The following is a 21004-nucleotide window of genomic DNA, read 5'->3' on the forward strand; positions in this document are numbered from 1 at the left end:
GGTCTCCTGGATTACTGCGTTCAGCGCGGCGGATAGTCGGCAAGTGCACGATTGACTGCATCTCGGGCGGCGTCCTTGCGTTCAGCCTGGTTGCTACCGCTGCGGGCTTCGGCGCGATTGCTCCAGACCGTCTGGCCCGATGCGCTGTCGATCATCTCGATGCGCACGGTAACGACTTGCTCTTCGTAGTTACGCACTATCGGCGCGCTGGCGCCGACGCCAATCCCGGAGCCATAACCGGGGCCGTACCCGCCATAGCGGCCGGCGCCCACGCGGGTGCCGTAGTCATCGTAGACCTGTCGTACACGGGTTTCCATCTGCGCACTGGCGCTGATCTGCACATCGCCTTTGCCGCCCTGTGGGGCAGGGCGCAGGCCGCGTTGGTCGAGCGCGCCGGAGACCATTTCTTGCAACTCTTCGCCAGCGAGGGTTGCGGTCCCGGCGGGTGGGTTACGCCAGCTCCAGCTCTGGTAAGACGAAAAATCCCGGGGCGCGGCCGGATAGGTAGGCGACTGGATCTGCTCGATGGGTGGCGCCGGTGGAATCGGCTCGGATTCACCTGTGTAGGGGTTGCCGCTCTGGCATGCCGCAAGGCTCAAGCCGAACAGGGGGCAAAGCAGCGGTAAAGCAATGCGCATCGACATCGGTACCTCCCGGCCGGCATTCAGCGGGGCCGACACAACCAGTGCAGGTAACGCCCGAGGCCGGCGAAGCTGGGATGGCGGCGGTAGGCCAGTTCCATCTCGATCAGATCGGCAGGCTCGGTACGGGCCTGGAAATCGGCAGGCATGTAATCATGGAATACACGCACGCCACTGGTTGATTCGACCTGCCAGTGCGGCGCGAGTTGCGCGGCCAGCTCACGTGGGTCGAGTGGCTGTTGTGGTGTCAGGCTCTGGCGCTCACCCGCATAGCTCTGACTGCGCAGCTTCTTGAAGTGGCCTTTGAGCAGGTTGCGGTAGATCAGAGCATCGCGGTTGTAGAAGGCCAACGAAAGCCAGCCGTCCTCCGCAACCAGACGATGGAGCACCGGCAGGATCGCCTTGGGCTCGGCCAGCCATTCAAGCACGGCGTGGCAGATGACCAGATCGAAGCGGCCCTCGACCTGGCTCTCGATCTCCTGCCAAGGCGCTTGAATAAATGTGGCGTTCTGGCCCGAGTCGGCGAACTGCGCGCGCGCGCCTTCAAGCATCGGTTCGGCGGGCTCGGCGAGGGTTACTTCATGGCCCTGGCGCGCCAGCCACAGGCTCATATGGCCGAGGCCGGCACCGATGTCCAGAACCCGCAACCGCCGCTGCGGGAGAACCTCGGACAAGTCCGCCTGCAATACGGCGAGGCGAATCGCGCCTTTGGCGCCGCCGTAGATCTTCTCGGCGAAGCGCGTGGCCAGCTCATCGAAATGCCGATCGCTCATCGGGCGAACCGCCGTTCGTTGTCGGCCAATTTGGCGAGCAGCGCCTGCTCCATGTCGATGCCCAACTCGCTGCACATCAGTAGTAGATACATAAGGATGTCGCCGACTTCCTGTCCGGCATGTTCGAGCTTGTCGGTCGGAAGCTGGCGCGACTCTTCCTCGGTCTGCCACTGGAATATTTCCACCAGCTCGGCCATTTCCACGCTGGCGGCCATGGCAAGATTCTTGGGGCTGTGAAAGCGGTTCCAGTCGTTCTGGTCGCGGATTGCGTGCAGGCGTTGGGTGATCTTTTCGATATTCATCTTGGGCGGGGCGGCTGGTCAGGGCGACTAGCTTCCGTCAGTGCGTCGGTGCCCGCAAGAGGCGGGTGAATCAAAGACGGCGGACCTTCAGCTCGCGCTCCACTGCAATGACACCCGGGCGATATTCACGCTGTTCGATGGCGCGTATCGCCTGTTCCAGCGTCTGCTCGGCGATCCGCTCATGCTGCTGGGAAATCGCATTGACTCGAATAGGCAGGAAGTCCAGTAGCTGCGCATCGCCAAAGGTCGCCAGCCTCAGATGCGCGGGCCAGAGGAGATCACGTTCGCGCAGCGCATCGAACACACCCTCCAACAGGACGTATGCGGTGGTGATCAGCGCATCCGGCAGCGGGCCTTCATCGAGCAGGGCGAGCATCTGTTCGCGGCCACAGATGCGGCTGAACTGCTCGGCCCGGAGCACGCTGACCTGGCCCGTGTGCCCGATTAAAGCCTGATGAAAACCTTCTTCACGCTGCTGGCTGATACGTAGCCCCGGTCGCGCGCTGATCAGTGCGATATGTGCGTCGGCTGGAATGTCCAGCGAGCAGGTCAGCTGCGCCGCGGCCTCTCGATCATCGCTGACCACAGAGCAGAAATGCTCGGCATCCAGTGCGCGGTCAAGTGCGATGACCGGCGTGCCGGCGGCCTGAATGTTGCGGTAGCTCTCGTCTTCGGCTGGCAGGCAGCTGGCAACGATCAGTGCATCGCATCGCCGTGAGCGCAGCACCTGAATGACCTGACGCTCGGTGTCTGGCTCGTCGTCGGAGCCGGCGATCAGCAATTGGTATCCACGCAAACGGGCGCGCTGTTCCAGCAGCTTGGCCAAGCGCGCGTAGCTGGGGTTCTCCAGGTCCGGAACGATGAAGCCGAGAGTGCGTGATTGTCCGCGGCGCAGCCCCGCCGCTTGTTGATCAAGCTGAAACCCCTGCTGCTCTGCTACGGCCATCACTCGCTCGACAGTGGCCGTGCTGATGCGCCGCTGTGCGGCCTTGCCGTTGAGCACATAGCTGGCGGTGGTTACCGAAACGTTGGCGAGGCGGGCGATGTCGGTCAGTTTCAACTACAGATCCTGGACGGGTGGTTTGAACTTGGGCTTCTAGAATTACCCAATATTGCGTAATGTGCCAGTCTTGGGTGAAACGTTTCAGCAGCTGTTGTGTCATAAGCGCCAGCCCAGGATTCGGGTCATGCCGGCGTGCTGTCGTTCGCGCGCCGCCGGTATAAAAACAATCGCGAGCCCGCAAGGAGTTATCCATGCTTGAGTTGAATGCCCAGCACATCCACATGCATCAGGTCGCGCCGGACAAGCCTGCCGCGCTGGCGCTGCTCGGTGAGGTGCTGGTAGCCGACGGGCTGGTAGCGCCCGGTTATCTCGATGGGTTGCGCGCACGCGAGGCGCAGGGCTCGACGTTCCTCGGGCAGGGCATCGCGATCCCCCATGGCACGCCGGAAACCCGGGATCAGGTCTTCGCCACTGGCGTGCGGCTGCTGCATTTCCCTGCCGGGGTCGACTGGGGCAATGGCCAGTTGGTGTATCTCGCCATCGGCATTGCGGCGCGCTCCGACGAACATCTGCGCCTGTTGCAGCTGCTGACACGAGCCCTGGGTGAAGGCGATCTCAGTGATGCGCTGCAGAAGGCCGAAAGCCCCGAGGCCATCATCGATCTGCTGCAAGGCGCGCCGCAGGCCCTGGCGCTGGATGGTGAGCTGGTGGGGCTGGGTGTAGCCGCCGACGATTTCGACGAGCTGGCCTGGCAGGGTGTGAAGCTGCTCAAGCGCGCGCAATGCGTGGAGCCGGGTTTCAATGCCAGCCTGCCACTGAGCCAGGCGCTACCGCTGGGTGATGGGCTCTGGTGGCTAAGCAGCGAGCAGTCGGTTCAGCGTCCAGGGCTGGCGTTCATCACGCCGACATCCAACCTCGAACATCATGGCCAGCCACTCAATGGGCTTTTCGTGCTCGCCAGCCTCGGCGAAGCGCATCAGGCGATGCTTGAGCGACTGTGCAACCTGCTGATAGAAGGACGCGGGCAGGAGCTGAGCCAAGCGACTTCCAGCCGCGTGGTGCTCGAAGCCCTGGGCGGCGAAGTGCCGGCCGACTGGCCCAGCGCTCGGGTCTCACTGGCCAATGCACACGGTCTGCATGCGCGTCCGGCCAAGACGCTGACCGAGGTCGCACAGGCGTTCGATGGCGAAATTCGCGTGCGACTGGCGGGCAATGAAGGTGCTGGCGTGTCGGCCAAGAGTCTGAGCAAATTGTTGGCAATGGGTGCGCATCGCGGTCAGGTGCTGGAGTTCATGGCCGAGCCTTCTATCTCAGATGATGCGTTGCCTGCGCTGGTGCGTGCAGTAGAAGAGGGGCTGGGGGAAGAAGTTGAACCCTTGCCCGCCCAGGGTGAGGGCGCGGAGCAATCCGTCATCCCGACTCAACCGGATGAGTCGGCCATCGAGCAGGCCGCCCTGCGCGCCGGTGATCAGGTGAACGGCATTGCGGCGTCTCCCGGCATCGCTATCGGTCCGGTGCTGGTGCGCAAGCCGCAAGTGATCGACTACCCCAAGCGTGGCGAATCGCCGACGATCGAGTTGCAACGCCTGGATGCCGCGCTGGGGAAGGTCCATGCAGAAATCGGCACGCTGATCGGCGCGAGCCAGGTCGCCAGCATCCGCGACATCTTCACCACCCATCAGGCCATGCTGCGCGATCCAGCCCTGCGCGAGGAAGTGCAGGTGCGCCTGCAGAAGGGTTTGAGTGCCGAAGCGGCCTGGATGGAAGAGATCGAGACTGCCGCGCAGCAGCAGGAAGCCTTGCACGACAAGCTGCTGGCCGAGCGTGCAGCCGATTTGCGTGACATCGGGCGTCGCGTGCTGGCCTGCCTGACCGGCGCCGAAGCCGAGCAGGCCCCTGACGAGCCCTACATTCTGGTGATGGACGAAGTAGCGCCCTCGGACGTTGCCACGCTCAACGCCCAGCGCGTTGCGGGCATCCTCACCGCTGGCGGTGGAGCCACCTCGCATAGCGCGATAATCGCCCGGGCACTGGGCATTCCGGCCATCGTCGGTGCCGGGCCGGGAGTGCTCGGACTTGCGCCGAACACCTTATTGCTGCTCGACGGCGAGCGCGGTGAATTACTGGTTGCGCCAACCGACATGCAACTGGAGCAGGCCCGCAGCGAACGCGCCAGCCGCGAAGAACGCAAGCGCCTGGCCGACGAGCGACGCATGGAACCTGCCATCACCCGCGACGGCCATCCGGTGGAAATTGCTGCCAACATCGGCGCGGCCGGCGAAACCCCGGAAGCCGTGGCGATGGGCGCCGAAGGCATTGGTCTGCTGCGTACCGAGCTGGTGTTCATGAACCACTCTCAGGCGCCGGACCAGGCAACTCAGGAAGCCGAGTACCGCCGCGTGCTGGAAGCCCTCGAAGGGCGCCCCTTGGTGGTGCGCACGCTGGATGTAGGCGGTGACAAGCCTCTTCCGTACTGGCCGATGCCCGCTGAAGAAAATCCTTTCCTCGGCGTGCGCGGCATTCGCCTGAGTTTGCAGCGTCCGGACATCCTCGAAACCCAGTTGCGCGCCTTGCTCGCCTCGGCCGATGGCCGCCCGCTGCGGATCATGTTCCCCATGGTCGGCAACATCGATGAATGGCGTAGCGCCAAGGCCATGGTCGACCGCCTGCGCGTTGAGCTGCCTGTGGCGGATCTGCAGGTCGGCATCATGATCGAGATCCCGTCCGCAGCGCTGATCGCGCCGGTGCTGGCGCAGGAAGTCGATTTCTTCAGCATTGGCACCAATGACCTCACCCAGTACACCCTGGCCATCGATCGCGGGCATCCGACGCTGTCAGGGCAGGCCGATGGCTTGCACCCGGCGGTGCTGCGGCTGATCAGCATGACCGTCGAGGCCGCTCATGCGCACGGCAAGTGGGTGGGCGTTTGCGGTGAACTGGCCGCTGATGCACTGGCGGTGCCGATGCTGGTGGGCCTGGGCGTGGATGAGCTGAGCGTCTCGGCGCGCAGCATCGCGTTGGTGAAGGCGCGGGTCCGCGAGCTGGATTACGCCGCCTGCCAGCAACTCGCTCAGCAAGCCCTGATGTTGGCGGGCGCCCATGAAGTTCGTGCCTTCGTCGGGGAGCACTGCTGATGGCCCGCGTGCTGACCGTTACCCTCAACCCGGCACTGGACCTGACCGTCCAGCTGTCATCCCTGCGCCTCGGCGAGGTCAATCGCAGCGAAAGCCTGCAGGTTCATGCCGCAGGAAAGGGCCTCAACGTGGCGCAGGTGCTAGCTGATCTCGGGCATCAGCTGACCGTCACCGGTTTTCTTGGGGAATCGAATCCGCAAGCCTTTGAACAGCTGTTCGCCGCGCGGGGCTTCACTGATGAGTTCGTCCGTGTCGCCGGTGAAACCCGCAGCAACCTCAAGCTGGCCGAGACGGATGGGCGGGTCACCGATATCAATGGCCCGGGGCTCGCCGTGACCGAGGCGCAGTGCGATGAGCTGCTGGCTCGGCTCCAGCGTCTGGCACCTGCTCATGACCTCGTGGTGGTAGCCGGCAGCTTGCCGCGGGGCATCGACAGTCAGTGGTTCGTCCAGCTACTGAACTCGCTCAAAGCGCTCGGCGTGCGGGTGGCGCTGGATACCAGCGGCTTCGCGTTGCGAGACGGGCTGGCGACCCGGCCGTGGCTGATCAAGCCCAATGAGGAGGAGCTGGGCGAGGCCCGTGGTGTTGATCTCTCCGGATCTTCGGCGCTGCTGGCCGAAGCGCGGCGACTTCAAAGTGAAGGCATCGAGCACGTGGTGATTTCGCAAGGTGCTGACGGTGTCAGCTGGTTCACCGCAGACGCAGCATTGCACGCCCAGCCGCCCAAGGTTCAGGTGATCAGCACCGTCGGTGCAGGCGACTCGCTGCTCGCCGGGATGCTGCATGGCCTGCTCGTAGGCTGGCCGGCAGAGCGCACCCTCGCGCATGCCACTGCCATCGCCGCACAAGCGGTTGGGCAGGTCGGCTTTGGCATCACCGATACGGCGCAACTGGCCGAACTTCAGGCCGCAGTGCGTCTCCAGCCGCTGAGCCAATAAATCGAACAAGAGGTGAAGGAATGAATCTTCTCATCGTCACGGCCTGCCCCAATGGAATGGTCACCAGCGTGCTGACGTCACGCCTACTCGAAGCGGCTGCTCATCGCCTGGGCTGGTCGACTGCAGTGGAAGTCCACGATCCCAAGGCCATTGGCTCGCCGCTGACGCCTGCACAGATCGCCAACGCCGATCTGGTGATCGTGGTGAAAACCGGCCCACTGTCATTGCAGCGCTTCATCGGCAAGCGCGTCGCGCAATCGACCCCATCCGAGGCGCTGCTCGATCCGGAAGCCTTCCTGCGAAGTGCCGCGGACACGGCGAGCGAGCTGCAGCAGGCCGACGAAGCGGATGCGGCGCATACCAGCGGCAAGCCCAAGCTGGTTGCCATCACAGCGTGCCCGACCGGTGTTGCGCATACCTTTATGGCGGCCGAAGCGCTGCAGCAGGCTGCGGTTCGCAAGGGCTACGACCTGCAGGTTGAAACCCGCGGATCGGTGGGGGCGCGCAATGTGCTGGAAGCGGACGCCATCGCCGCGGCCGACGTGGTGCTATTGGCTGCCGACATCGAGGTGGACGTGGCCCGCTTCGCCGGTAAGCGCGTGTTTCGCTGCGGCACCGGCGTTGCGCTCAAGCAGCCTGATGCGACTCTGGATCGGGCGCTGGAAGAGGGCGCGGTGCTCGCTGGAGGCGTCGCTGCCAGCACGGGTGGTGAGCAGAAGGGCGAGAAGACCGGCGTCTACAAGCACCTGCTGACGGGTGTGTCCTACATGCTGCCGATGGTGGTGGCCGGCGGTCTGTTGATCGCACTGTCCTTCGTGTTCGGCATCGAGGCATTCAAGGAGGAGGGCACGCTAGCAGCCGCCTTGATGAAGATCGGCGGCGAAACGGCCTTCCAGCTGATGGTACCGCTGCTGGCCGGCTACATCGCGTACTCCATCGCGGATCGCCCGGGCCTGGCGCCCGGCATGATCGGTGGGCTGTTGGCAGGCACCCTGGGAGCAGGTTTTATCGGCGGGATCATCGCCGGTTTCGTGGCCGGCTATGCGGCCAAGGCGGTGAGTCGCTGGATTCCACTTCCGGCCAGTATCGAATCGCTCAAGCCGATCCTGATAATCCCGCTGCTGGCCAGCCTGGTGACGGGCCTTGTGATGATCTACATTGTCGGCACGCCGGTGGCGAAGATGCTTGCCGGGCTCACCGAATTCCTCGACACCATGGGCACCTCCAACGCCATCCTGCTCGGGCTGCTGCTCGGCACCATGATGTGCGTCGACCTCGGCGGACCAGTGAACAAAGCCGCGTATGCCTTCTCCGTCGGACTGCTCGCCTCGCAAAGCTATGCGCCGATGGCCGCCACCATGGCCGCGGGAATGGTGCCGCCCATCGGCATGGGCATCGCGACGCTGCTCGCCCGGCGCAAGTTCGCGCAGACCGAACGCGAAGCCGGCAAGGCTGCGTTGGTATTGGGCTGCTGCTTCATTTCAGAAGGCGCGATTCCTTTCGCTGCAAAGGACCCGCTGCGGGTGATCCCCGCCAGCATCGCCGGTGGTGCACTGACCGGTGCGCTTTCCATGGCTTTCGGCGCCAAGCTGCTGGCGCCGCATGGCGGGCTGTTCGTGCTACTGATCCCCAACGCCATCAATCACGCACTGCTGTATCTCGTCGCGATCCTCGCTGGCAGTCTGGTGACGGGCGTGATTTACGCAGTGATAAAGCGGCCCGAAACGCAGCCGCTGGCCGTTGGCGCCACCGCCTCATGAACCGGTCGAAACAGCTGAACTAAAGCCCCCGAACCCTATCCACTAGAAGCTGGTCGAGACTTTGTGTCAGAAAGTTTCACCAGCTTTTGTTTTTGTTTTTCTGTTCTGAGTAAAAAGAATTGGCTGGAGACGATAGATGAGCATCGATTACGGGCCGCGGCCCCTGCGGATTACGCTGACTGCCCTGGTGGTTCTGGTTCTGGGTGTCCTGATGGCGGCCGGAGGCGCTTATCTGGCGGTGCTGGGCGGGTCCTGGTATTACCTGATCGCTGGTGTTGGATTGCTGGTGGTGGCAGGACTGTTGTTCGCCCGTCGCCGAGCGGCGATCTGGCTGTACGCGGTACTGCTGTTGGCGACGCTGGCCTGGACCCTGTACGAAGTCAGCTTCGACTGGTGGCAACTGGCGCCGCGGATCGATCTCTGGTGCATCCTCGGTCTCTGGCTGATCATCCCGTTCGTCAATCGTTACGTGAGCGACCGACTGGTTTGGCGTGATGGAGCGAGCGGCCTGCTCGGCATCGGCTTGCTGGCTGGGGCGCTCATGGCCGGGTACTCGCTGACCCAGGATTACCACTCGCTCACAGGCGAATTCAGCGATGCGCAGATGCAAGGGCTCAACCCGGACGGCCAGGCGGGCCGCTCGGCCAGCGAGTGGACAGCCTACGGCGGCTCCAACCGCGGCGATCGGTATTCCCCGGCCAACCTGATTACCCCGGACAACGTCGGCAAGCTGGTGAAGGCCTGGGAGTTCAACACTGGCGATCTGCCTGGCGAAGGTGACCCGGGTGAGATCACCAATCAGGTCACACCGCTTAAGGTGGGCGACAACCTGTTCATCTGCACGCCGCACAGCATCGCTATCGCTTTGGATGCTGATACCGGTGAGGAGCGCTGGCGCTTCGACCCAAGCATCAACCGCGATGCCGAGTACTACCAGCACATGACTTGTCGCGGCCTGGCGTTCCATGACGCTACCGCTTACGGACCTGCCGCTACAGCTCCGGCCGACCAACCCGTGGCGCGTTGTGAGCGACGTCTGTTCCTGCCCACCAATGACGGCACGCTGATCGCGCTGGATGTCGAAGACGGTAAGCCGTGTGAGGACTTCGGCGACGCCGGTGAAGTGGATCTGAAAGCAGGGCTGGGCGAGGGAGCGCTGGGGGTCTACCTGCCGACTTCGCCGCCTGTGGTTACTCAGAAGCTGGTCATTGTCGGTGGCTCGATTACCGATAACGGCGCGGTGGATTCACCCGGCGGGGTGATCCGTGCCTATGACGTGCGCAACGGCCAGCTGGTATGGAATTTCGATCCAGGCAACCCAGACGCGACGGACCCCTTGGCGCCCGGTGAGACCTACGTGCGCAGCACGCCGAACTCCTGGACCATCGCATCGGCCGACGAGTCGCTTGGCCTGGTGTTCATCCCAACCGGCAACCAGACGCCAGATCAGTGGGCAGTACCGCGCACGCCTGAATCCGAGCGCTTCACCGACACCCTTGTCGCGCTGGAGCTTGCTACCGGCAAAGTGCGCTGGGAATTCCAGACCGTTCACCACGATCTGTGGGACCGCGACCTGCCGTCCCAGCCGACCCTGGTGGACATCGACGGACCAGAGGGCAAGGTGCCGGCGATCATCCAGCCGACCAAGCGGGGCGATCTTTACGTACTCGATCGTCGTACCGGTAAGCCCATCGTTCCGGTCGAGGAATTTCCAGTTCCGCAAGGTACCGTAGAGGGTGACTACGCGGCACCCACTCAGCCGGCCTCGGCGCTCACTTACGCGCCGCAAGAGCCTCTCTATGAGAAGGATATGTGGGGCGGCACGCCGCTGGATCAGATGATGTGCCGCATCCAGTTCCGCAAACTGCGCTACGACGGCGATTTCACCCCGCCGTCGGAGCAGGGTTCGCTGATCTATCCGGGCAACGTCGGCACCTTCAACTGGCCGTCGGTGGCGGTGGATCCGAGTCGTCAGCTGTTGTTCGGTGCACCGAACTACCTGGCCTTCGTGTCGACCATGGTCAACCGCAACGATGTTGATCCGGACGAGCGCACCGGTGGCGGCGAGACTGGTCTGCAACCCAACCTGGGCGCGCCCTGGATGGTGCGACTGGAGCCGTTCATGTCTGTGCTCGGCCTACCGTGCCAGACGCCGCCATGGGGCTACGTGACGGCGGTGGACCTGCGCACCATGAAGAAAGTCTGGATGCACAAGAACGGCACCAGCCGTGACAGTGCACCCTTGGGCATACCTTTCCCGGTAGGTACGCCGGCGCTCGGTGGCCCCATCGTCACTGCCGGTGGCGTGGGCTTCATGAGCGGCACGCTGGACTACTACCTGCGCGCTTACGATCTACAGACCGGTAAGGAACTGTGGAAAGGACGGCTGCCCGCTGGCGGCCAGGCGACGCCGATGACCTATGTCTCCGAGAAGACCGGAAAGCAGTACGTGGTGCAGATGGCTGGCGGACATGGATCGTTCGGCACCAAGATCGGCGACTCCGTAATGGCCTGGACACACGAGGATGATGCGAAATAGGTCGATCTGAGATCTGACCTGATCACCGGCCTTCTCCCACACCGGGAGAAGGCTGGACAGCCGTCACCGAGTAGCGAACTCATGCACTCAACGGTCTCCACTGCTGACAGTTGCTCAACAGGGGCGCCCTTGATAGTTGCGGTTATCGCTGGGCTGTACGCATTGTTGCTCCGTGCGCTGTTCGAGACGCGGAGACTTGCCCCGTAGGCTGGACGTCAGGCTATCCAGAAACTTCATGGCCTGTACCTGATCGTCGAAACGCCGCGCCCCGTTCAGCGAACCGGTATAGCTACCATTGCTGGCGGCGTAGCATTCCTGGTTATTCGGACAGGTGAGGCCGACTACCCAGTACGGGCTGTTGATCAGCACGCCGGCCTGAGCAGAGGTCGTAATCAGCGCTAGGACGAACAGAAAACGCTTCATGAGTGGGCTCCTGGGTTTGACTCCGCAAACTTAGCCTATTCGCCGAAGCGCTGAGTGTGGGCGGCATCTCGTTCGTTGATTCACTTGCTCTTTGCAATGGCCGAATGGTTGGGCCTGCGGGAGCCTGCCGTTTGGACGTTTTATTGACGACCGTTCGTCCGAGCGTCACGGTTCTGTCAAGCGGCTCGCTTAAACCCTTCTTCCAGCATCCGTTGAAGGGGACGACCATGACCGACGAGACCAAATCCGAACTGGACCAGACACGCCGCCGCCTCGTTCAAGGCATTGGTGCGGGTCTTGCGCTGCCAGCCCTTGGCGTATCGCCAGCGATCATCGCGGCACCCACCGCGCGCCCCTGGATCACCGATGGTGTCCAGTCCGGCGACGTATTGGCCGATCGTGCCGTGGTCTGGAGCCGCTGTGACCGCCCGGCGCGGCTGGTGGTGGAGTGGGATACCAGCAGTGGCTTCAACAATGCGCGGCGGATGGTATCGCCGGTCACGGACCAGCGACTCGACTACACCGCACGGATCGATCTGCGCGGGTTGCCGTCGGACCAGTCGATCTTCTACCGCGCCAGTTTCGAGGATGCGCGCGACCATTCCCGCAGCGAGCCCTGGCTTGGCCACTTGCGCACGGCGCCGCAGCGCGCACGGGACATTCGCTTTGTCTGGGGCGGGGATACCTGCGGCCAGGGCTGGGGCATCAATGCCGATTTCGGCGGTATGCGCATCTACGAAGCCATGCGTCAGCGCCATCCGGACTTTTTCATCCAGAGTGGCGATGCCATCTACGCCGACGGCCCGATCCAGGCTGAAGTGACTGCAGAAGACGGGCGCCTCTGGCGAAACATCGTTACCGAGGCCAAGACCAAAGTGGCCGAGACGCTTGACGAGTTCCGCGGCAATTACCGCTACAACCTGCTCGATCACAACCTGCGCCAGTTCAACGCCGAGGTGCCGCAGATCTGGCAGTGGGATGACCATGAAGTCACCAACAACTGGTCGCGCGGCAAGGAGCTGGATGAGCGCTATCAGATCAAGGACATCGAGCTGCTGGCCCGTCGCGGTCGTCAAGCGTTTCTCGAGTACGCGCCCATGCGGCTCACCGGGCGGGATGCGTCCGGCCGCGTCTATCGCAAGATCGCCTACGGCCCGCAATTGGATGTGTTCGTGCTGGACATGCGCAGCTATCGCGGCCCCAACACTCACAATCTGCAGACCGAGCAAGGACCGGACACCGCTTTCCTCGGCCGGGAACAGCTGGCTTGGATCAAGCGCGAACTGCGTCGCTCACGTGCTACCTGGAAGGTCATCGCCGCTGATATGCCGATCGGCCTGCACGTGCCGGACGGTAAGGACGCCGCCGGGAGAGCGCGCTGGGAGGCGATCGCCAACGGACAGGATGGGCCGGCAGCCGGACGCGAGCTGGAAATTGCTGATCTGCTGGGCTACCTGCGCAAATTTCGAGTTCGCAACACAGTTTGGCTGACCGCCGATGTGCACTATTGCGCGGCGCATCACTACCACCCAAACCGCGCTGCGTTTCAGGATTTCGATCCGTTTTGGGAGTTCGTCGCCGGGCCGCTCAATGCAGGGAGCTTCGGACCCAATCCACTGGATGCCACCTTTGGCCCGGAACTGGTGTTCCAGAAAGCGCCTGCATATGCCAACGCATCGCCCTATGCCGGTTTTCAGTTCTTCGGTGAGGTCGAGATCGACTCACGCAGCGGCACCCTGAGCGTCACCCTTCGAGATATCGACGGCACCTCGGTCTTTTCCAAAACCCTTGAACCCCAACACGCCTGATACCAGGGAGCGACACCCATGCGCCGCAACGACCGCTTCAAGCCGCACCCGCTGACCGCCGCTCTGCTGGCAATCGCCACGCTAAGTGTGCACTCCATGGCGTCTGCCGATCTGCTGATTTCCGAATACTTGGAAGGTAGCGGGAACAACAAGGCCCTGGAGTTCTACAACACGGGTGAGACAGCGATTTCGCTGGACGGCTATCGAGTCGACTTCTACTTCAACGGCTCGACCAGCAGCGGTCGCACCATTGCGCTCACCGGTGATGTCGCGCCAAGTGGCGTGCATGTGCTGGCTCATGAAAGCGGCGACCCGGCATTGCAGGCCAAGGCGAATCAGCGCGGCGGCGGTAGCTGGTACAACGGCGACGATGCCATCGTGCTTCGCGGTCCATCCGGCGACATTCTGGACAGCATCGGCCAGGTCGGTTTCGATCCGGGCAGCGCATGGGGATCGGGACAGACGCAGACGGCCGATCGCACGCTGACCCGCAAGGCATCCGTCCGCGAGGGTGATCGCAACCCCAATGACGCTTTCGATCCGGCAGCCCAGTGGCAGGGCTACCCGGTCAACACCTTTGCCTATCTGGGCCAGTACGGCGAAGGCGAGCCAGGTGGAACTGATGCGGGGCGGCGCGCGATTTCGGAAGTCCAAGGGGCCGGTGACGTCAGTCCGCTGGTGAACCAGACCGTGATTGTCGAAGGCATCGTCGTGGCTGACTTCCAAGCTGAGGGTGAGTTGGGTGGCTTCTTCATCCAGGCGCCGGATAACGAAACCGACGACGATCCCCGGACATCGGAGGGTTTGTACATTTACGGTGCCGGCAATGGCGTCGACGTACAGGTTGGCGATCGCGTGCGGGTGCGCGGGCTGGTTACCGAATTCAACGGCCTCACCGAGCTCACCTCGCCGCAGGTCAGTGTTCTGGCGCGTAAACAACCGCTGCCGAGCGTGGCGCAGATCAGTCTGCCGCTTGCCGCAGCCGATGCGCTCGAGCGTTACGAGGGCATGCAGGTTCGCTTGACCCAGACACTGACGGTCAGCGAAGTCTACGACCTGGGCCGTTACGGCGAGGTGGTGCTTTCATCTGGCGGGCGGCTGTGGATTCCCACCAACAAGGTATCGCCAGGCGAGCCAGCGCTGCGGCTGCAGGCGCAGAACGATCTCAATCGAATCGTCCTGGATGACGGACGCAGCGGGCAGAATCCCGACCCGATCCGCTATCCCTCACCTGAGCTCGACGCCTACCGCACGCTGCGGGTGGGCTATGAAGTCACTGATGTGCAAGGCGTGCTGCATTACCTGGCAGGCAGCTATCGCATTCAGCCGACCCAAACTCCGAAGTTCGTTGCGGCGAACCCCCGACCTGCGTCGCCGCAGTCCATCGATGGACGTTTGCGTGTTGCGAGTTTCAATGTGCTCAATTACTTCAACGGCGACGGTCGCGGCGCGGGTTTCCCCACTTCACGAGGCGCCAATACCCGTGAAGAGTTCGATCGGCAACGCGACAAGATCATCGCCGCGATACTTGGAGCCGACGCCCATATCATCGGACTGATGGAAATCGAGAACGATGGATATAGCGAGCACAGCGCCATTGCCGATCTGGTGGCCGGCCTCAATGCGGCGTCACGGAGCGGGGACCGGTACGCGTTCATCGATCCGAAACGCGACCGGCTCGGCACAGACCAGATTGCCGTGGGCTTGATCTACCGCCAGGACATGGTAAGCCCGCACAAGGATGCGGCAGTGTTGGATGGCTCGGTCGACCCGCGCTTCAACGACACGCGCAATCGCCCGGTGCTGGCTCAGACCTTCCGCGAACGCCGAAGCGGCGAGCGCTTGACGGTGGCCGTCAATCACCTCAAGTCAAAGGGTTCCAGCTGCGACGATCTCGGCGACAAGGACATGGGTGACGGCCAGGGCAACTGCAACCTGACCCGTGTTCGTGCTGCCCAGGCGCTGGTCGACTGGCTGGGACGCGATCCGACGCGCTCCTACGATCCGGACCGTCTGATCATCGGCGACCTGAACGCTTATGCGAAAGAAGACCCGATCAATGTGATCAGGGCGGCCGGTTATACCGATCTGCTAGCGTCCTTTGGTGGGGAGAAAACGTATTCCTACGTGTTCACGGGACAGTCCGGCTACCTCGATCACGGTCTGGCCAGCGCCAGCCTGGCCCCGCAGGTGCGCGGCGCCACCGAATGGCACATCAACGCCGACGAGCCGCGGGTGCTGGATTACAACCTCGAGTTCAAGACGCCACGCCAGCAATCGATGCTGTACAGCGCCGAGCCTTATCGGGCATCCGATCATGATCCGTTGGTGATTGGGATCGATTTGGGGCGTTAGGGAGTAGGCCGCCCCTTCAGTAGCGCGAATCCTTGACGTCTCGTGTGTACGAGACGTTGGGGGATCGCCAGCAAGCTGGCTCCTACGGAGTCCGAGACTGTCGTCTGGCTTTTCGTAGGAGCCAGCTTGCTGGCGATCATAGGCCTGCCGGGAGTCCTCGAGATGCTGGACGAAACCGCCCCGGTAAAACATCTCTGTTAATGATGCTCCCGCGTAGCCCTGAACTTCACTTCAGGCCAGCGCTCTTCCATCAGGCTCAGGTTGACCCGGGTCGGTGCCAGGTAGGTCAGGTGCCCGCCGCCGTCGAGAGCGAGGTTTTCGTAGGCTTTGTCGGTGAATTCCTTGAGCTTTTTCTCGTTGTCACATTCGATCCAGCGCGCCGACCAGACGTTGATCGCCTCGTACGCGCACTCGACCTTGTATTCCTCCTTTAGCCGGCTGGCGACGACGTCGAACTGCAGCACGCCGACCGCGCCGAGGATGATGTCGTTGTTGCGCTCGGGGAAGAACACCTGAGTGGCGCCTTCCTCGGCCAGTTCCTGCAGGCCCTGACGCAGTTGCTTGGACTTCAGCGGGTCCTTCAGGCGCACGCGGCGGAACAGTTCCGGCGCGAAGTGCGGGATGCCGGTAAAGCCAAGGTTTTCGCCTTCGGTGAAGGTGTCGCCAATCTGGATGGTGCCGTGGTTGTGCAGACCGATGATGTCGCCGGCCCAGGCTTCCTCCAGTTGCTCGCGCTCGCTGGAGAAGAAGGTCAGGGCGTCGGCGATACGGATGTCCTTGCCGATGCGCGCGTGGCGCAGCTTCATGCCTTTTTCGTACTTGCCCGAGCAGATGCGCATGAAGGCGATGCGGTCGCGGTGCTTGGGGTCCATGTTCGCCTGGATCTTGAAGACGAAACCGGTGAATTTGTCTTCGACAGGCTCGACCACGCGCTCGTTGGCGGCGCGGGGCAGCGGACGCGGCGCCCAGTCGACGACGGCATCGAGCACATGGTCCACACCAAAGTTGCCCAGCGCGGTGCCGAAGAACACCGGGGTCAGCTGGCCCTTGATGAACTCGTCCTGATCGAATTCGTGGCAGGCTCCCTGCACCAGCTCCAGCTGCTCGACGAAGCGGTCGTACTCGTCGCCGATGTGCTTGCGCGCCTCGTCCGAATCGAGCTTCTCGATGATCTTGACGTCGGTGCGCTCGTGCCCGTGGCCAGGGGTGTAGACGATGATGTAGTCATCGGCCAGGTGATAGACGCCCTTGAAGTCGCGGTAGCAGCCGATCGGCCAGGTAATGGGCGCGGCCTTGATCTTCAGCACCGCCTCGATCTCGTCAAGCAGTTCGATGGGGTCGCGGATGTCGCGGTCGAGCTTGTTGATGAAGCTGACGATGGGCGTGTCGCGCAGGCGGCAGACGTCCATCAGCGCAATGGTGCGCGGCTCGACGCCCTTACCGCCATCGAGGACCATCAGCGCAGAGTCCACCGCGGTCAGCGTGCGGTAGGTGTCTTCCGAGAAGTCTTCGTGGCCGGGGGTGTCGAGCAGGTTGATCATGTGCTCGCGGTAGGGGAACTGCATCACCGAGGTGGTGATGGAGATGCCGCGCTGCTTCTCCATTTCCATCCAGTCGGAGGTCGCGTGACGGTCGGATTTACGCGACTTCACCGTCCCGGCCACGGCAATGGCCTTGCCCATCAGCAGCAATTTTTCGGTGATGGTGGTCTTGCCCGCGTCGGGGTGGGAAATGATGGCGAAGGTGCGGCGCTTCGCGACTTCGGCGGCCTGAGAGGTCATGGCGGTCCCGGTATGAAAACGTGTCGGAAAAAGCCGGCGATTATAAAGCAAAGCCACATGGCTGGCTTGGCGTATCGGCGCCTCGCCGGCTTGGGCAGCATCAGCCGAAGTGTGCCGAGATAAACGATGCCTCTTGGATTCTTCCGCCCCGCCCCGCATGCCGAGAGTTGAGGGTCCGGCACACATGAATATGGACCTGCATCGCTCTAAGAGCTGCAGGAAATTACAAGCCTCGAGCGCTACCTTGCGTCTCGTGCGAGGAACATCCCCGCGTCATGTCGGTCGGTTTGAATAGGGTAGGTTCGCCCATGCGGCAAAATATGGACTGAGTGCGGATTTTTCATTGATCTCAACCAGCTGTGGTTCTAAAGTTCGCGCCCGAACGTCCATGCTGGCAACGATCCATCCGGCTCAAGTACTGACGACGAGAGATTAGGACTAACCAGGTCACCGCACCCGTGCTGTTGACTTGGCCGTGATACTCGGCGACATGCCTTGGGAAGTAGGCGAACCAAAGTGGGGAAACTGATCAGGCGTTCTTGTTAGGTCTGTGCGCTTCGCAGAAGCAGCGCAGAAGCTAGTCCCCAATCCGACTTTACGTTTCCCGATTTGGAGCCATGCATGTCGATCAAGATCGAAGATTACTACTCTCGTTCCACCTTCCAGAAAATGAAGGCTTTCGCTGACCAGCAAGAAACACCCTTTGTGGTCATCGACACCGCGACCATCGACAAGGCGTATGACGATCTGCGCGCTGGTTTCGAATTCGCCAAGGTTTACTACGCGGTGAAGGCCAATCCGGCAGTCGAAATCATTGATCTGCTGCGCGACAAGGGTTCGAGCTTCGATATCGCTTCGATCTACGAGCTGGACAAGGTGATGTCCCGCGGTGTCGGTCCTGAGCGCATCAGCTACGGCAACACCATCAAGAAAGCCAAGGATATCCGCTACTTCTACGACAAGGGTGTGCGCATGTTCGCCACCGACTCGGAAGCCGACCTGCGCAACATCGCCAAGGCCGCACCGGGTTCTAAGGTCTATGTACGTATCCTGACTGAAGGCTCCACCACCGCCGATTGGCCACTGTCGCGCAAGTTCGGCTGCCAGACCGACATGGCCATGGATCTGCTGATCCTGGCGCGTCAGTTGAAGCTGGAACCTTACGGTATCTCCTTCCACGTTGGTTCGCAGCAGCGCGACATTTCCGTATGGGATGCCGCGATTGCCAAGGTGAAGGTGATCTTCGAACGTCTGAAAGAAGAAGACGGCATCGAGCTGAAGATGATCAATATGGGTGGCGGCTTCCCGGCCAACTACATCACCCGTACCAACAGCCTTGAGACCTACGCTGAGGAAATCATCCGCTTCCTCAAGGAAGACTTCGGCGATGAGCTGCCGGAAATCATTCTGGAACCGGGCCGCTCGCTGATCGCCAACTCGGGCATCCTTGTCAGCGAAGTGGTGCTGGTTGCGCGCAAGTCACGTACCGCAGTGGAGCGCTGGGTCTATACCGACGTCGGCATGTTCTCCGGGCTGATCGAAACCATGGGCGAAGCCATCAAGTTTCCGATCTGGACCGAGAAGAAGGGCGAGATGGAAGAAGTGGTCATCGCCGGTCCGACCTGCGACAGCGCCGACATCATGTACGAGAACTACAAGTACGGCCTGCCGCTGAACCTGGCTATTGGTGATCGCATGTACTGGCTCTCCACCGGCGCCTACACCACCAGCTACAGCGCGGTGGAATTCAACGGCTTCCCGCCGCTGAAGGCGTTCTATATCTAAGTACTGAACAGCGCCGAGATGACGAGCATCGTGGTCAAAGGCTGAACAAAAAACCCGCCACGCCGGCGGGTTTTTTTTATGCCCTGCCTGCGGTGAGGTTCTCCCGTTTCTCTGGCCAACTCTCCTCTGCACGGTCAGTACAGATCACGGCGGTAGCGGCCCTCGTCTTCGAGCTGTTGCAGTTGATCTTCACCGAGCACGCCCGCAAGTATCTGCTGGACTTCTCTGCCCATGCCTTCGAGGCTGCCACACAGGTAAATGCATGCGCCTGCTGTAACCCAGCGGCGAACGTCCTCCGCTGCATCACGGAGCAGATGTTGAACATAGACCTTGGCCTGCTGATCACGCGAAAAGGCCAGGTCGATTCGTTCCAGATGGCCGGTCTGAGCCCAGGCCTCTAACTCCTGGCGCAGCAATTGGTCATGCGCGGCGTTGCGCTCGCCGTACAGGAGCCAGTTGCGCGACGCTGTCATTGCGGCACGCTCGCGTAAGTGCGCGCGCAATCCGGCGATGCCGGTGCCGTTGCCGATCAGGATCATCGGGCGAGTGAGGTCCAAGCCATGGAAGCCCGGGTTGCTGCGGATGCGCAGGTCAATCGTGCTGCCGATGGCAGCATGTCGACAAAGCCACCCAGAACCCACACCGAGACGCCCATCCGGATGGCGTGCTTCGCGCACGATCAACGCCACATGGCCTTCCGCCGGGATCGAAGCAATGGAATATTCACGGTGCGGGAGTCGGGGTAGGGCCAGGAGCGTGGCGAGGTCAGCACCATCCGCGTCCTGCGGCAGCCGTCGGTTCAAAAGCGCGGTGGCCAGAGACTCACCACCCTCGACTGGTTGTGAGGGGTCGAAGCCGAGCCGCCTCAATAGCCGCTCCACATCAACCAGCGCGTTTCGTGGGCCGACTTCGGCGATGTCCCCGGCTTGCCAGTGCTGCGCGGTGTCAGGCGGAAGCATGGCCAGCTGATAAACCGGCGCGCCTTGGCTGCCCGGGTTGAGCAACGCACGGCGAGCGAGCTTCCAAGGCTGATAAGCGGCAGGTTGCCAGTCGATGAAATCGCTGCGTCCGCTGATGTGCCCCAGTTGCTGCTGCCAATGGCGCAAGGTGCCTGGGTCTGCGCGATCAGCTTCCAGCCGATCAAACAGCGGCTGGGCACCAAGCGAGCGCAACCGCGTATCGATCCGACGGCCAAAGCCGCAGAAGTGTCGGTAATGCTGGTCACCCAGTGCGAGCACGGCATATTCGAGCGAAGACAGGTCCAGCGGCGTATTGAGCAACGCCCGCTCGAAGCGAGCGGCATTGTCTGGCGCTTCGCCTTCGCCATAGGTGCTAAGAATGAACAGCGCTCGTCTTGGTTGGCCCAGTATTGTGAAATCGAGCCCATTGAGTGGCTGCATATCCACCGCAACGCCGGCTTCGCGCAGCTGCTGCGCGCTGCGCTCGGCAAGCGTTCGTGCCGTGTCGCCCTGGCTGGCATAGCCGATCAGCAGAGCGTTGCCATCGGCGCCGGGCGTTCGTTGCGCACGGGCGAGTGATCGGCGTAGAAAGTGACCGCATACCGCGAGGTAGGCAACGGCCACCAGAACCGCCGATACGACGCGAGACGGATGCCACCACAGCAGCAGGGTGGCGAGCAAAAGGCAGGCGACCAGCGGGACATAGCGCAGGAGCGAGGTGGTGCGAACCAAGAAAGCCGCCTCCTGGAATCGGTGCGAAATGACGAAAGGGGCGCCGGCATCGCGTGAAGGTCGCATCAACG

Annotated in this window: 14 protein-coding genes; 7 read left to right on the top strand and 7 right to left on the bottom strand. The window is 62.5% G+C overall.

Annotated elements, in window-relative coordinates; genetic code table 11:
* Positions 1–20 precede the first annotated feature (20 nt).
* The 4 genes from EA797_RS19200 to cra form a co-directional block, all read right to left on the bottom strand.
* Positions 21–644, bottom strand: coding sequence for a DUF4136 domain-containing protein (locus tag EA797_RS19200; protein WP_122168178.1), 624 nt, complete (start codon positions 642–644; stop codon positions 21–23).
* Positions 645–664: 20 nt separating this feature from the next.
* Positions 665–1414, bottom strand: a complete 750-nt coding sequence (locus EA797_RS19205) for a methyltransferase domain-containing protein (protein WP_122168180.1) — start codon at positions 1412–1414, stop codon at positions 665–667.
* Complete coding sequence (locus EA797_RS19210; RefSeq protein ID WP_122168182.1) at positions 1411–1716, bottom strand: nucleotide pyrophosphohydrolase; 306 nt, start codon at positions 1714–1716, stop codon at positions 1411–1413. The genes EA797_RS19205 and EA797_RS19210 overlap by 4 nt, the downstream gene beginning before the upstream one ends.
* A 70-nt stretch (positions 1717–1786) precedes the next feature.
* Positions 1787–2776, bottom strand: coding sequence for a catabolite repressor/activator (gene cra / locus EA797_RS19215; RefSeq protein WP_122168184.1), 990 nt, complete (start codon positions 2774–2776; stop codon positions 1787–1789).
* A 194-nt stretch (positions 2777–2970) separates the two neighbouring features.
* On the opposite strand from cra, the gene ptsP reads away from it, so the two are divergent.
* From ptsP to EA797_RS19235, 4 genes are all read left to right on the top strand, one after another.
* Positions 2971–5853: a phosphoenolpyruvate--protein phosphotransferase gene (gene ptsP / locus EA797_RS19220; protein WP_122168185.1), complete on the top strand. Its 2883-nt coding sequence runs from the start codon at positions 2971–2973 to the stop codon at positions 5851–5853.
* Entirely contained in the window at positions 5853–6791 is a 939-nt protein-coding gene (gene pfkB / locus EA797_RS19225; RefSeq protein ID WP_122168187.1) for a 1-phosphofructokinase, read from the top strand. The genes ptsP and pfkB overlap by 1 nt, the downstream gene beginning before the upstream one ends.
* Before the next feature lie 20 nt (positions 6792–6811).
* Positions 6812–8551, top strand: a complete 1740-nt coding sequence (locus tag EA797_RS19230; protein WP_122168188.1) for a PTS fructose-like transporter subunit IIB — start codon at positions 6812–6814, stop codon at positions 8549–8551.
* 136 nt (positions 8552–8687) lie between these two features.
* Entirely contained in the window at positions 8688–11090 is a 2403-nt protein-coding gene (locus EA797_RS19235) for a membrane-bound PQQ-dependent dehydrogenase, glucose/quinate/shikimate family (RefSeq protein ID WP_122168190.1), read from the top strand.
* A 114-nt stretch (positions 11091–11204) separates the two neighbouring features.
* Here the strand turns inward: EA797_RS19235 and EA797_RS19240 are convergent, their stop codons facing one another.
* Positions 11205–11513 (bottom strand): hypothetical protein, encoded by a 309-nt coding sequence (locus EA797_RS19240; RefSeq protein ID WP_122168192.1) that lies wholly within the window; start codon positions 11511–11513, stop codon positions 11205–11207.
* A gap of 227 nt (positions 11514–11740) precedes the next feature.
* On the opposite strand from EA797_RS19240, the gene EA797_RS19245 reads away from it, so the two are divergent.
* Positions 11741–13321, top strand: a complete 1581-nt coding sequence (locus EA797_RS19245; protein WP_122168193.1) for an alkaline phosphatase D family protein — start codon at positions 11741–11743, stop codon at positions 13319–13321.
* Positions 13322–13339: 18 nt separating this feature from the next.
* Positions 13340–15676, top strand: coding sequence for an ExeM/NucH family extracellular endonuclease (locus EA797_RS19250; RefSeq protein WP_122168195.1), 2337 nt, complete (start codon positions 13340–13342; stop codon positions 15674–15676).
* A gap of 197 nt (positions 15677–15873) precedes the next feature.
* On the opposite strand, the gene EA797_RS19255 is transcribed toward EA797_RS19250, so the two are convergent.
* The gene (locus tag EA797_RS19255; RefSeq protein WP_122168197.1) at positions 15874–17457 is read right to left on the bottom strand and encodes a peptide chain release factor 3; all 1584 of its coding nucleotides are present in this window, start codon (positions 17455–17457) and stop codon (positions 15874–15876) included.
* Positions 17458–18078: 621 nt separating this feature from the next.
* Here EA797_RS19255 and EA797_RS19260 point away from each other — a divergent pair.
* The gene (locus EA797_RS19260; protein WP_122168199.1) at positions 18079–19242 is read left to right on the top strand and encodes a type III PLP-dependent enzyme; all 1164 of its coding nucleotides are present in this window, start codon (positions 18079–18081) and stop codon (positions 19240–19242) included.
* Between the two features lie 134 nt (positions 19243–19376).
* On the opposite strand, the gene EA797_RS19265 is transcribed toward EA797_RS19260, so the two are convergent.
* Positions 19377–20933, bottom strand: coding sequence for a sulfite reductase subunit alpha (locus EA797_RS19265; RefSeq protein ID WP_244214166.1), 1557 nt, complete (start codon positions 20931–20933; stop codon positions 19377–19379).
* Positions 20934–21004: the final 71 nt, after the last annotated feature.

The sequence above is a fragment of the Stutzerimonas zhaodongensis genome (genome assembly GCF_003696365.1).
GTDB lineage: Bacteria > Pseudomonadota > Gammaproteobacteria > Pseudomonadales > Pseudomonadaceae > Stutzerimonas > Stutzerimonas zhaodongensis.

Bases quoted from the DNA above. Each gene is read 5' to 3' on its own strand.
- EA797_RS19200 (WP_122168178.1), bottom strand. From the start codon at position 644: ATGTCGATGCGCATTGCTTTACCGCTGCTTTGCCCCCTGTTCGGCTTG.
- EA797_RS19205 (WP_122168180.1), bottom strand. From the start codon at position 1,414: ATGAGCGATCGGCATTTCGATGAGCTGGCCACGCGCTTCGCCGAGAAG.
- EA797_RS19210 (WP_122168182.1), bottom strand. From the start codon at position 1,716: ATGAATATCGAAAAGATCACCCAACGCCTGCACGCAATCCGCGACCAG.
- ptsP (WP_122168185.1), top strand. From the start codon at position 2,971: ATGCTTGAGTTGAATGCCCAGCACATCCACATGCATCAGGTCGCGCCG.
- pfkB (WP_122168187.1), top strand. From the start codon at position 5,853: ATGGCCCGCGTGCTGACCGTTACCCTCAACCCGGCACTGGACCTGACC.
- EA797_RS19230 (WP_122168188.1), top strand. From the start codon at position 6,812: ATGAATCTTCTCATCGTCACGGCCTGCCCCAATGGAATGGTCACCAGC.
- EA797_RS19235 (WP_122168190.1), top strand. From the start codon at position 8,688: ATGAGCATCGATTACGGGCCGCGGCCCCTGCGGATTACGCTGACTGCC.
- EA797_RS19240 (WP_122168192.1), bottom strand. From the start codon at position 11,513: ATGAAGCGTTTTCTGTTCGTCCTAGCGCTGATTACGACCTCTGCTCAG.
- EA797_RS19245 (WP_122168193.1), top strand. From the start codon at position 11,741: ATGACCGACGAGACCAAATCCGAACTGGACCAGACACGCCGCCGCCTC.
- EA797_RS19250 (WP_122168195.1), top strand. From the start codon at position 13,340: ATGCGCCGCAACGACCGCTTCAAGCCGCACCCGCTGACCGCCGCTCTG.
- EA797_RS19255 (WP_122168197.1), bottom strand. From the start codon at position 17,457: ATGACCTCTCAGGCCGCCGAAGTCGCGAAGCGCCGCACCTTCGCCATC.
- EA797_RS19260 (WP_122168199.1), top strand. From the start codon at position 18,079: ATGTCGATCAAGATCGAAGATTACTACTCTCGTTCCACCTTCCAGAAA.